Raw genomic sequence first — 12,286 nt, 5'->3', positions numbered from 1 at the left:
TCTATGAACCGTTTATCTAGCGGTAAATCAATCAACAGTGCAGCTGACGATGCTGCTGGTTTAGCTATCGCTACTCGTATGCGTGCAAAAGAAGGCGGATTAAACGTTGGGGCTCGTAACACACAAGACGCTATGTCTGCTCTACGTACAACTGACTCAGCTTTAAATTCTATTTCTAATATCTTACTTCGCATGCGTGATCTTGCAACTCAATCTGCCAATGGGACAAATGGTGGTAAAGATCAAGATTCCTTAAACTTAGAATTTAAAGCATTACAAGAGGAAATTGATCACATTGCTGGAAAAACTAACTTTAACGGAAAAAGTTTATTAGCTGAGGCTGGAACAGATAAGAATATTAGTATTCAGCTTTCTGATGTATCTGGCGATAATCTTACACTTACAGCGGTTGATGCAACGGCTACTACAGGACTTGGCCTTACAAAAACTATCGGAGCACCTACAGCACCTGTAACGCCGCCTGTAACGCCTGCACCACCTGCTGCAGATAATGATGCTGCAGGTGCCATTGTACAACTAGATAAAGCTATTCAAACAGTTGCTGACATGCGTGCAACATTCGGTTCTCAATTAAACCGTTTAGACCATAACTTAAACAACGTAAACAGCCAAGCTACTAATATGTCAGCTGCTGCTTCACAAATCGAAGACGCTGACATGGCGAAAGAAATGTCTGAAATGACTAAGTTCAAAATCTTGAACGAAGCTGGTATTAGCATGCTTTCTCAAGCTAACCAAACTCCTCAAATGGTTTCTAAATTATTACAATAAGCCATTTGAGTTAGTTTCCTGAATAAACCTCTCTGCTTGCGGAGAGGTTTATTTTTACTATATAGATAGATTATTTATAAAACCTTTTTTTATGTGGAAGAGAGTATCCGCGATGCTTAGAAGCGGTCAGTGCTTATCTTCATCCCCTCTTATGTTAAAACACAAACAGTAAATAAGCATAAGCCCCTCTATCCTTCCATAACTATTTATTAGATTAAAAGATACTGACTATATCAATCTATAAGGAGTGTCTATTATGCGTATTGATACGAATGTTTTAAGTATGAATGCTAGGCAGTCGTTGTATGAGAATGAGAAGCGTATGAATGTTACGATTAAGCATTTGGCGACTGGTAAGAAGTTGAACAACGCTTCGGATAATCCCGCTAATATTGCAATTGTGACTCGTATGCATGCGAGAGCGAGTGGTATGCGCGTGGCGATTCGTAATAATGAAGATGCGATATCGATGCTTCGCACAGCCGAAGCTGCCCTTCAAACTGTGACGAATATTTTACAGCGTATGCGTGATTTAGCCGTTCAATCCGCAAACGGTACAAATTCAAATAAAAACCGTGATTCACTTAATAAAGAGTTTCAGTCTTTAACAGAACAAATTGGCTATATTGGCGAGACGACTGAGTTTAATGATTTATCCGTATTTGACGGTCAAAACCGCCCAGTTACATTAGACGATATCGGTCATACAATAAATATGACGAAACATATTCCCCCTTCCCCTACACAACATGACATCAAGATTTCAACAGAACAAGAAGCCAGAGCGGCGATTCTTAAAATTGAAGAGGCTTTACAAAATGTATCACTTCATCGTGCTGACCTTGGCTCTATGATAAATCGTTTACAATTCAATATTGAAAATTTAAATAGCCAAAGTATGGCGTTAACAGATACTGCATCTCAAGTTGAAGATGCAGACATGGCGCAGGAGATGAGTGATTTTTTAAAGTTCAAATTATTAACTGAAGTTGCCCTTAGTATGGTTTCACAAGCGAATCAAATTCCGCAAATAGTTTCTAAACTACTACAATCGTAAAAATTCATCTTCCTTCTTCGGAACGATTCCATACAAAATAAAAGGGAAATACATATAAACTATGTATCTCCCTTTTATTTTGTACCCAATTTTTATTACTGTGTTACGGTCATAACTTGTCCGCTACGATCAACCATAATTTTCATTTTACCGTCTTGTGCATTATATAGCCCTAGTTTATGTAATTCCATTTTACAATCTTGTACGAAAGTTGGTAATTTACGAATTTGATCGATATCAGAACTTGTAATGAAATGAATTAAAAGCTGCGTCATGCCTTTAATATCTTGCACAAGCTCTTCTTTCTCTCGTTTTACCCTTTCATTTTCTAGTTGTAACGACTGCAATTCACCTTCTAGGCTACGTGTATTCTTTGCTTCTCTAAAACGCCCTGCAGCCATACTAGAAAGCTTATAAATACCTTCCATAAACTGATGTAGTTCATCTTCTTTCCTTTCACTACATTGATTAATTGTTTCAAAGTTATCAACGATACCAGATATAACTGTTACAAGACTTTTTTCATCCTCTTTATGCTGGATTTCTTCTTTTAATTCGTACTCGTTTTCTTGTTTTCTTGCAACAATTGTCTCTTTTACTGGTATATATTTTCGCTTTCGTCCTGGTTTTTGTTTTTCAATATTTTCAAACGGTATTTCACGTTTTTTCAATTTATAATACGTATTTTGCAATTGACTTTCTGTTTTTGGAAAAAGATTTAGTTCATTTTTACTTACGTATTTTGAAATATTTAAAATGTTTAAACCGTGACGTTGACAAAATTGATATACTTCATATAGTAGCTCTAGTTCAGACTTCAGCCATGTAATTGCTGATTTTTCATATGCTCGCATCCCGCCATTTTTTTCTATATCTATTTGAAATAATACCATTCTATTATGTAAATCAACTAACTCTTCATACTTTACTTGGAATTCTTTTTCTATCTTTTTTAATTCCACCTCTAGTTGCATATCGTTCATTTTATTATTTGACATGTTTTGTAAAAGACCTAATACATTAATTGCTGTGTGGTGATACATAATCTGTGCCACTCCCCCTCATCCTTTCACAATTCTCATCTGACTCCCATGTCTTTTAAGAAAATAGCAATTTTTACATATCCATATTATAACAGTTCGAAATTATCTGTCAAATAATTAACATACAAAAATGTATAGAAAGTATAAAAATTTGGAAAATGTTTTTTTATTAATATGTAAAATTGCATATTAATTACATTTAATTATATTATATGGTATTTTGAATATTTTTTCACCGAAAAAATTTGCGTTACCACGAAATGTTACTAAAATAACCTTCGAAAATACGTTTGCTTATATTTTCAAATCAAAAATCTTCATTTGAAGATTTTTTCATACATACAGCGCCAAACATCTCAGAAACCTTTCATTTTTCTGCCAGGTTAGAGTATAGAATACCAAAAAGGAATTAGCCAATGCTACATATGGCTAATTCCTTCCTCTCTCTAACAGAATAGAGTTATAAACCCAATCTTCAAATCCTCAATCAAAGTCTCACTTCTTCTTACCTAAAACTACTTCATACCTCTGAACTCACATCGCATGAGACTCTATTAATCACTGAAAACTTACTTACATAAGTAGTTTCCCCTATTCCTACTAAATAGAAAAATGTTATACGCCAGCTCTTCTACTTACCTATAACCACTCCATATCTCTGGTCTCAACATCGCATAGGGCTCTATTAAGCACTGACCGCTCAACACTTAGCTAGAGCTTCTATTCTGGCTAAATAGAAGCTTTTAAAGCACTAACTTATCAACTAAACCAATTAGCTCTTGAATATCTGGCTTACTTACTTGAGCATTTGCTCCTACAGCTTCACCTTTATGGAATAATTCATTTGTAATTAATGAAGAGAAAATAATGACTGGTAAACGATTCATTACTTCACTATCCTTAACCACTTTCGTTAAATGATGTCCATCCATTTTTGGCATTTCAATATCCGTAATTAGCAGGTGAATATGTTCAAACATTTTTTCGCCTTGCTCTTTCGCTAATTTTTCAATTTGCGCTAACGCTTCTGCACCATTGCTGAAGAAGTTCATTTTCGTATATCCAGCTGATGATAATGTTTCTTCTAATATTTGACGAAGCATCGCTGAATCTTCTGCAATATAAATTACTTTTTCAGCTCGATCTGTTTTTTGTTCTAACCCTGCAATTGATTTATTGTCATAACCAGTGCCGCTAATTTCACATACAATTTTTTCATAATCTAATAGTAAGATGATTTTGCCATCTAGTTTTACAATACCAGATGTCGTTTCTTCTAGTCCCATAGATAATGAAGCTGGTTCATCAATTTGTTCCCATGAAATACGTTGAATACGATGCACTTCATCAACGCGGAAAATAACTTTCATTTGGTTTAATTCTGAGATGATAAATTTCGTTTGATCAAGTGGCTTTGTTGACTTTAAATTAAGAGCCATTGCCAAGTTAATAACAGGTAAAATTTCACCACGTACTTGAACAACACCTTCAACTGCATGATGAGACTCTGGCACAGTTGTAACAGGGAATGGATTAATGATTTCACGTACTTTCATAACATTAATACTAAATAGGTTTTCACCAACAGTATACGTAACAATCTCTAATTCATTTGTTCCGCTTTCTAATAAAATACTTTGTGCTTGTGACATAAAGGTGTCGCTCCCCTTCCATTAATTCCGTATATCTAATTATTAAGCTTTATAAAAGCGAAAAAGTCAACTACCTATATAAAAAATATAGATAGTCGATCGATTCATTTTATTAAAAAACAATTAATCTTGTATAAACGAAGCAAGTGCCTCTAATAACACTTCTTGTGCTCCTACAATTTCCGTCGGCATTGCTTCCCATTTTTTCGAAAGCTCCGTCTCTACTCTTATTCTCAGCTCTGAATTCATTTCTGCTAGCACATATTCTTTCGTTGCTATATCAACATCAAGTAGCGCGAGTGCATATAGTTCCGGTTCATTTATTTTTTCGAATAATCGTTTTAATACCACCGGCGCTATATGTTTTAATTTTTCAATATGAATTTCCTTATCCGAAAATAGTAACTCATATTGAATAAACGTCACATTTTCTTTAATCACTTTAAAATAGCAATTATTTTTTTTATCATTTACAAAATAACCGTTCGGATCTGCGATAATACTTTCTACTTTACGAATCAAATCTGGCAAACTATTCGCCGCCATTACAGTCCGCTGCTCAACCTCACTCGGCGAAATAAATGTAACGCGATACTTATTTTGCGCCATCCTCCTCACCTCTCCTTTTATAAAAATCTATCATCACAAACATATAAAATGAAACTAGCATACTCTCATTTCATTGCCCTATTGTCACAACTCACAGACTATAAAAAAGTACTGGCTTGCTATAAAGAGATTATTGTTCAACCATTCCAGTAGATTTCTATAGTTCTCTTCTTACAGCTCCGAGCCACCTAAGCCTAAAAACACTTTTACGCGCCTTTAAGCAGCTCGATATTGTTGAACCAAAAAGCAATTTGTTGATCTGTAATGCCTGATAATGTAACAAAAAACTCACGGCACTTCATCTCGTCCTTAAACAGTTGATACTTCCATGCGCCATCACTGCCAACACTGACGAAATAAAACTCATGAATGCGACCAATAATCGCTTTCTTTTCAGCAAATGAATACGGGGGCACTTGCTTAATTTCAAATTGATCTGGTAAATATACATGCTCTTCCCGTTCCATTTTTAGCACTTGTTCAGCAAGTTCACGTTTATTCTCGAAAAATGGTAATTGTAAAATTCGTTCTTGTCTTGTCATACGAATAAAAACCCTTTCTACTATATTACGATCTTTCTTTATAATACATTATCGAATTAAGTTTACAACTTCATTTAATACTTCATCTGACACTTTAATTACTTTCGCATTTCCTTGGAATCCACGTTGATATAACATTAAGTCAACGAATTCTACAGATAAATCTACGTTTGAACTTTCTTTTGCTGAACCTCGTACATTACCTGCACCATTCTCACCAGCAACACCTATCCCTGGAATCCCTGCTGATGGTGTGGCAATGTAATTGCCATTCCCAGTTTTCATTAATCCACCTGAATTAGGGAATGTAGCTACAGCTAGTTGTCCTACAACCTTCATACTACCATCCGAATATCTCATCATAACGAAACCACCGTCAGAAATTGAATAGTCATTTGCAATTGCAGCTGGACGCCCCGTTACTTCTGTTGTAGAAATAGTTTTCCCTGTCGGATAATTTGTTAAAGCACTTAAGTCCAGTGTCAGTCCCTTACCAAAAGGAATTTTAACCGTTCCACCTTTAGTAATTTCACCAGTTACTGGATTTTTTTGTACAGATTCATCTGTCTCCTTTAGATTTCCTAATGTATCAAATTTAAGATTTTTTTCGCCTGTCATGCCTTCAACAGGCTTAAACTCTTTTTCGTTTTTAGAATCATTTCTTACAGAAACTGTATATGTATATTCACCTGGCACAGGCTTGTCAACTTCTTTACCATCTACAGTCTCTTTTGTAGTCTTTTGTTTAATATTTACACGTAACGTTAACGAGTTTCCTTCCTCATCAAAAACTGTGAATTCATGAGATAATGCATTTTGATTTCTAGGAAGGTTTCCACCTATTGTTGCTTTATCTGTTTGAATCCCACCAACAGCTGATCCCATTGGAATATGAATTGGACTTGGTCGTGAAGAAAAATCTATTTCTTGTGTTCCTGTTTTCACACCATAACCTAGCACATACTGTCCACTTGTATTTGTAACATAGTTATCTTTCGATACACCGAAAGACCCTTTTCTCGTATACTCTACATTTCCACTATTACGATCACCAACTAAAAATAAACCATTTCCCTCTATGGCTGTCTCCATCTTATCACTAGTTAAAGTAATAGAACCATCACTAAAATCTGTAGATGTCCCACTAAACTTTACACCGTTACCAATACTCTTTGGATTCGTACCAGCATAAGCACCATCCCCACGTGAACCAACCGTATTATTATATAGCAGATCATCAAAAATAGCTTTTTGCTTTTTATATCCAACTGTTTGTGCATTTGCAATATTATTTGAAGTAACACTTAATGCATTTTGTGCTGCATTCATCCCTGTAATACTTGTATATAACGCTTTAATCATAACCTATATACACTCCTTTTATTAATTTTGCTTAACCTCTTCATTTTTTTCTATATCATCTTTCTTCTCATCTTCTGGATTTGTTTCTGCTATCGGTTTATCTGAAACCCTTTCTACAAAACGAAGTGAGACAACTTGATTATCAACAATAAGTTGTACATCGTTATTTTCGGCAAGTCGAACTGTTTCCACTTGACCAGTCACTTGCTCTCCCTTATTGTTTATACCTCTAACATACTTCCCTAAAAATTTCATCCCTCCATCAAGAGCTGTCGTATACATCGTTGATTGCAGCTTATCTACTGCTTTCGTCATATTCTGTACTTGTTCCATAAGAGATAACTGTGCTGTCTGATTCATCATTTGATTCATATCCATCGCATTAAATGGATCTTGATGTTGAAAACTTGATAAAAACAATTTCAGGAAATCATCTTTCCCCATTACCCCAGGAGTCTTTTGCGCTCCTGCCGAAACTCCATTACTTTGTTGCACTGGCGATTGTACACCATTAACAGGTACATTACTTTTTTGCGCTCCTGCTTGTAACGGAATATGATTTGTACTCGTTGTATTTAATCCAACTGTTGGCACGCTTTATTCCTCCAATAATCCCGCAAATTCTGTTGATTGTTGTTTTTCATGATTTGTATTTGCTAATTTCTGTTTTTGCCTTTGCTCTTGTTCTCGCTGTTCTTTTCGATTTTCATCTTTATCTGAATAGCTAATTTGAATATTGATTTCTTTTTCTTTTAATTTTAATTTCAATTCATCAAAAATGATTTCAACACGTTTTTTCGCATCGTGTTTTTCCATTTCTACGTGAACATCAATTTGATCTCCGTGTTTTTTCATAAACACTGTTAATGTACCAAGTTTTTCTGGATTTAACTGGAATAAAACACGTTCTTGTTTCACTACAAATTTTTGCAGCGCTTCTACTTGCGCTTCCATTTTCTTTCCTAAGTCAGGTAATGAAACTTTCTCAGCACCACTATTTGATTTCCCTATTTGTTCGGTACTCGTCGTTTTATTTAATAACTCTGCACCTGCAGAGCTCGAATCATTTAATACATCAACCTCTGGCAACTCTACCTTTGCATCATCGCTCTCAAGTTTTGGAAGATCTACCTCTTTAGACTCTTCTTGTTCCTTTGCAATATTACAAGTTTCTGTTTCTACAACTTTCAATGCTTGCATCGTTTGCTCTGGCATCTTCATTTTGTTTAATACCATTTGCATTGTATCTTCTAAACATATAGCATTTTTGATATTCATATTTGAAAGAAGTTCTTGTAATTGTTGTAATTCAGCTGCAGGTAATTCATTAAGTTTAATATTGCCATATTCTTTATATAGCTCTTGTATTTTTTGTATGTATTGATATAACAATTCCGGCTGCACATGTAATTGCTCAATTGCAACCATTTGCTCAGATACAGCTAATAATAACTGTTCTGTCTCTTTTTTTTCTTCTTTCTTTACAATAGGTTCTTCTTTCTTTACCGATTTTTTAGAAAGAATATAATCTTTTTTCTCTTCTGGTGGTGCTTCTTCTCGTTTCGTTTTCTCCGTTTGCGGCTGTTTTTTATTTTCCATTCTCATCGTACGATCGAATGAAGAATCTTCATTTTTTGATTGTACTTCTAGCCCTTTTTCTTTTTGCGGAGGTAAACTTTGTTGCACCGGTAATACAGACTGTATCACTACATTCACCTCATCCATTCATACACATTTTCAAATCCAGAAGCATTTTTTCTTCCAGCTTTTCTTGTGCTTTCGCAAGCTTTTTGCAATTTTCTTGATACATCTCATCAATGACACGTTCTTTTTCTTTTACTTGCTCTAAAAGGCTTTCATTTTTTTGAATAAAACCTTCCGTTTTTTTAATTTTTCGATTCCATTCTTCTATTCTTTCAGGTGAAAACGTATGTGAAGAAAGCATGCCCGCCATAATACGTTGCCCAGTTTGTACGACTTTACTACGTGATTTCACAACATATAAATCATATTCTTTTTTTTGTTCTATTTTTCTTTTTTCAGCTGTTAATTCATACACTTCTTTTAAAATATGTTCTTTTTCTTGATTTATTTGCAATTTTATTGTGTCGTACTGCTGTTTATCCACCTGTTTTCATAGCCCCTTCCTATTATAACGTTCTCTTTTTCTATTATATAGTTTTTTCCCAAAAAAATCTGTGAAATATTAAAAAACAAAAAAATAAGACCTCTTGGGCAGAGGCCTTATACTATATGGTGTATCGCTTCAACGATATCATCAAATTGGAAACTATCCGATCGACCTTGCTTTAAAAATGTATTTATACCTTCTACTTTATTTTTACATTCAAAAATATAAGCATTTTCTTCATTTTCTTGAATCGTTCCTAACTTAAAATACAATTCATTTTCTTTATAAATTGATAAAATTTTCCTCATTTCATTTGCAAGTTGCCAATGATGTGGCGACACGATTTCTTCCATAATCCTACTTACTGAATCTAATACTGAAATTGCAGGATAATGACTAAGCGTTGCAAGCTCACGCTTTAATACAATATGTCCATCTAAAATACCACGTGCTAAATCTGGTACAGGGCCATTTAAATCGTCCCCATCAACAAGCACCGTATAAATACCTGTTATAGATCCCTTTTGTGTTTTCCCGGACCGTTCTAACAGCTTCTTCATATAACTTTCCATTAACAGTGTTTTACCACCAATCGGTAACTCTTTAACAGCAATATCAACACTTCTTCGTGCATCGGCAAAACGAGTAACAGAGTCCATCATAAGTAATACGTTATTGCCTTGGTCACGGAAGTATTCAGCAATAGACGTTGCGAGTTTCGCGGCACGAAGTTGCATAAGATGACTTTCATCTGACGTCGCTACAACAACGACGCTTTTTCGCATCCCTTCCTCGCCTAACTCTTTTCGAATAAAGTCTTTTACTTCCCGGCCACGTTCTCCTACTAAACTAATAACGTTTATATCAGCTTTTGCATTTTTTGCTATCATTCCAAGTAAAGTAGATTTACCAACACCTGACCCAGCAAAAATACCAATCTTTTGACCGATACCAATTGTTAGCATAGAATCAATTGATTTTATTCCTGTTTCAAATACATCGGTAATCTCTTCACGTTCAAATGCATGTATAGGCGGTGCATCTAGTTTAATTTTCTGTAATGGAATGTTTTCAGCTTCCTCATTTAACACTTCACCATTTGCACTTAACACTTTTCCGAGCAAGTGATTACCACGTGGTACAACAACATCTTCTGAAATTAAAGTCACTGAATCTCCATAACATACTTTTTCTGTCTGTTCAAATGGAAGTAGCATATTATTTTCTTTTTCAATGGCAATCACTTCACATAAGACGTTATGTTCTCCAACGAAGCAAACATCTCCGATCTTCGCTTTCGGCCCTTTTGCTACGAAAAACTGTTCTTGTACACTATGAACTTTGCCTACTTTCGTATACAGTGGTGTTTCAATGAACTTATTCCATTTTTCGTTCTCATTCATTAACAGACGGCTCATACATTTTGCTCCTCAAATAACTTCTCTTCTTCCCATTTCTGACGAAGTTTCGCAAATATAGGTGCAAATTTAAATTCAAAGAACTCTTTCTCTTCTTCCAGAACAAATTCACCAAACTGCAGGGAGAAATCATATTTCCATTCTACTAATTGTAGTAACCAATATTCTTTCGTATTTTCCTTCTCTTCTTGAATACGTTCAAAAGTTTCTGGATGTACTGTAATGATTAATTTTTCAAACGAAGTTGGCAATGTTTGCACGATGCCAGTTAAAATAGGTAACACATCAAGCGATCGTGAATCTACCGCTTGATTCACGATTTTTTCTGCTAGATGAAAAGATTGATCCCATAATAACTCTGTCCATTCATATGCTGTTTCTTGTTGTTCTTTTTGAAACTGCACACGCGCTGCTTCCATCTGTTCCATTTGTTCATGAATATGCATTTGAAATTGTTCTTTATCTTGTAATAACTGCTGCCGCTCTCGTTCTAACATTTGCTTCTCTTGCCTTAGCTGATTCATTTCCATATGTAATGACTCTTGCTGGGCGCGAAGCTCTGCATGATCAGCTTGTAATTCTTCCTCTTCTATTTGAACTGAAGGTGGTTTTGGAAATTGTAATTCATACGTTTCTTCAGAAAAAGAAACAGAATTCTTCGGAATTCTGTTTTTAAATAAGGACATCCTCTTCACCTCTTTGAACGATAATTCTTCCTTCTTTCTCTAGCTTTTTCACTGTACCAGTGATCGTTTGCTGTGCTTTTTCAGCATCCGTCATCTTAAGCGGTCCTAAGCCATCTAATTCTTCTAGAATCATCTCTTTACGGTTTGAAGACATACATGTAAATAGTTTCTCTTTAATTTCTTCTTTTGCAATTTTAAGTGCTTTCGCAAGAACACCGTTATCTGTAATTTCTTCTAATACACGGCGAAGCGCAAGATCTTCAAGACCAAGTAAGTCTTCAAAGACAAACATATTTTCTTTAATTTTCTCAGATAACTCATAATCGACTTCATCCAGCTTTTGAAAGACTGTTTTTTCAACACCACGTGAAACATTATTTAAAATGTTTACGATTGTTTTCAAGCCATCAGTTTTATTAATTGCACTGAATGCCATATTATTTAATTTCGATTTTAACAACTCACCAATTTGATTAATTAATTCGCCATCAACTTGTTCTAACTTCGCAATACCCATTACCGTCTCTACTCGTTTATGATCTGGCAATCTCTCAATTAATTGAGACGCAAGTTGCGGTTTAATATAAGAAGCGATAATTGCAATTGTTTGTGGTGACTCATCATTAAGCACTGTAAGAAGTGGTTCTAAATCTGTAAGTGAATTTAAGAATTCAAATGGATTATCTTTGTTATACCAAAGATCTTCCAATAATTTTTCCAGTTCGTCTTCTGGCATGTTTTTAAATATGCGACGAATGTATTCTTTATCTGGAGTGACTAAGTTCAATTCTTTTACATTTAGTTCATATAAGAACTCTCCTAGTACATTTTCTAACGTTTCTGGTTTGTATACACGAAACTTTGCGATTTCACGAAGTAATACTTCTTTTTCCTCAGCTGTCATATATTCAATGACTTTTGCTGCCACCCCTTCTTCTAATGTACGAATAAGGATGGCAGCTTTTTCTTTGGAGGAGATTTCATCTAACATCGT

Annotated in this window: 13 protein-coding genes; 2 read left to right on the top strand and 11 right to left on the bottom strand. The window is 34.9% G+C overall.

Annotated elements, in window-relative coordinates:
• Both ATL10_RS02690 and ATL10_RS02685 read left to right on the top strand, forming a co-directional pair.
• On the top strand, window positions 1–792 hold a 792-nt coding region (locus ATL10_RS02690), incomplete at its 5' end, for a flagellin N-terminal helical domain-containing protein (protein ID WP_110496391.1).
• A 256-nt stretch (window positions 793–1,048) separates the two neighbouring features.
• Window positions 1,049–1,849 (top strand): flagellin N-terminal helical domain-containing protein, encoded by an 801-nt coding sequence (locus ATL10_RS02685; protein ID WP_097924886.1) that lies wholly within the window; start codon window positions 1,049–1,051, stop codon window positions 1,847–1,849.
• A gap of 95 nt (window positions 1,850–1,944) precedes the next feature.
• Here the strand turns inward: ATL10_RS02685 and ATL10_RS02680 are convergent, their stop codons facing one another.
• The 11 genes from ATL10_RS02680 to fliG all read right to left on the bottom strand — a co-directional run bounded on the left by ATL10_RS02680 (window position 1,945) and on the right by fliG (window position 12,283).
• On the bottom strand, window positions 1,945–2,892 hold the full coding sequence (locus ATL10_RS02680; RefSeq protein WP_141553454.1) for a DNA-binding domain-containing protein: 948 nt from the start codon (window positions 2,890–2,892) through the stop codon (window positions 1,945–1,947).
• Between the two features lie 743 nt (window positions 2,893–3,635).
• A complete protein-coding gene (locus tag ATL10_RS02675; protein ID WP_000075943.1) occupies window positions 3,636–4,544 on the bottom strand; it encodes a chemotaxis protein in 909 nt (302 codons plus the stop codon).
• A gap of 123 nt (window positions 4,545–4,667) precedes the next feature.
• On the bottom strand, window positions 4,668–5,153 hold the full coding sequence (locus ATL10_RS02670) for a hypothetical protein (protein ID WP_000068303.1): 486 nt from the start codon (window positions 5,151–5,153) through the stop codon (window positions 4,668–4,670).
• Between the two features lie 206 nt (window positions 5,154–5,359).
• A complete protein-coding gene (locus ATL10_RS02665; protein ID WP_000198176.1) occupies window positions 5,360–5,695 on the bottom strand; it encodes a DUF3964 family protein in 336 nt (111 codons plus the stop codon).
• A 48-nt stretch (window positions 5,696–5,743) separates the two neighbouring features.
• Window positions 5,744–7,057, bottom strand: a complete 1,314-nt coding sequence (flgE, locus tag ATL10_RS02660) for a flagellar hook protein FlgE (protein WP_097924890.1) — start codon at window positions 7,055–7,057, stop codon at window positions 5,744–5,746.
• A 21-nt stretch (window positions 7,058–7,078) separates the two neighbouring features.
• Window positions 7,079–7,651 carry a flagellar hook assembly protein FlgD gene (locus tag ATL10_RS02655; protein WP_097924892.1) on the bottom strand — a complete coding sequence of 191 codons (573 nt, stop codon included), beginning with the start codon at window positions 7,649–7,651 and terminating at the stop codon, window positions 7,079–7,081.
• A gap of 3 nt (window positions 7,652–7,654) precedes the next feature.
• The gene (locus ATL10_RS02650; protein ID WP_142307391.1) at window positions 7,655–8,764 is read right to left on the bottom strand and encodes a flagellar hook-length control protein FliK; all 1,110 of its coding nucleotides are present in this window, start codon (window positions 8,762–8,764) and stop codon (window positions 7,655–7,657) included.
• Window positions 8,765–8,774: 10 nt separating this feature from the next.
• Entirely contained in the window at window positions 8,775–9,185 is a 411-nt protein-coding gene (locus ATL10_RS02645) for a hypothetical protein (protein ID WP_000360860.1), read from the bottom strand.
• Between the two features lie 116 nt (window positions 9,186–9,301).
• Entirely contained in the window at window positions 9,302–10,606 is a 1,305-nt protein-coding gene (gene fliI, locus ATL10_RS02640) for a flagellar protein export ATPase FliI (RefSeq protein ID WP_050843162.1), read from the bottom strand.
• Window positions 10,603–11,292 carry a FliH/SctL family protein gene (locus tag ATL10_RS02635; RefSeq protein WP_110496389.1) on the bottom strand — a complete coding sequence of 230 codons (690 nt, stop codon included), beginning with the start codon at window positions 11,290–11,292 and terminating at the stop codon, window positions 10,603–10,605. The genes fliI and ATL10_RS02635 overlap by 4 nt, the downstream gene beginning before the upstream one ends.
• On the bottom strand, window positions 11,279–12,283 hold the full coding sequence (fliG, locus tag ATL10_RS02630) for a flagellar motor switch protein FliG (RefSeq protein ID WP_000883364.1): 1,005 nt from the start codon (window positions 12,281–12,283) through the stop codon (window positions 11,279–11,281). The genes ATL10_RS02635 and fliG overlap by 14 nt, the downstream gene beginning before the upstream one ends.
• Between the last annotated feature and the right edge of the window lie 3 nt (window positions 12,284–12,286).

The sequence above is a fragment of the Bacillus sp. 196mf genome, from assembly GCF_003217275.1.
GTDB classification, from domain to species: Bacteria; Bacillota; Bacilli; order Bacillales; family Bacillaceae_G; genus Bacillus_A; species Bacillus_A thuringiensis_S.
This window is presented reverse-complemented; position numbering and strand designations above follow the sequence as displayed.

Coding starts and splice junctions, on each gene's coding strand:
- ATL10_RS02685 (WP_097924886.1), top strand. CDS start 1,049: ATGCGTATTGATACGAATGTTTTAAGTATGAATGCTAGGCAGTCGTTG.
- ATL10_RS02680 (WP_141553454.1), bottom strand. CDS start 2,892: ATGTATCACCACACAGCAATTAATGTATTAGGTCTTTTACAAAACATG.
- ATL10_RS02675 (WP_000075943.1), bottom strand. CDS start 4,544: ATGTCACAAGCACAAAGTATTTTATTAGAAAGCGGAACAAATGAATTA.
- ATL10_RS02670 (WP_000068303.1), bottom strand. CDS start 5,153: ATGGCGCAAAATAAGTATCGCGTTACATTTATTTCGCCGAGTGAGGTT.
- ATL10_RS02665 (WP_000198176.1), bottom strand. CDS start 5,695: ATGACAAGACAAGAACGAATTTTACAATTACCATTTTTCGAGAATAAA.
- flgE (WP_097924890.1), bottom strand. CDS start 7,057: ATGATTAAAGCGTTATATACAAGTATTACAGGGATGAATGCAGCACAA.
- fliI (WP_050843162.1), bottom strand. CDS start 10,606: ATGAGCCGTCTGTTAATGAATGAGAACGAAAAATGGAATAAGTTCATT.
- ATL10_RS02635 (WP_110496389.1), bottom strand. CDS start 11,292: ATGTCCTTATTTAAAAACAGAATTCCGAAGAATTCTGTTTCTTTTTCT.
- fliG (WP_000883364.1), bottom strand. CDS start 12,283: ATGTTAGATGAAATCTCCTCCAAAGAAAAAGCTGCCATCCTTATTCGT.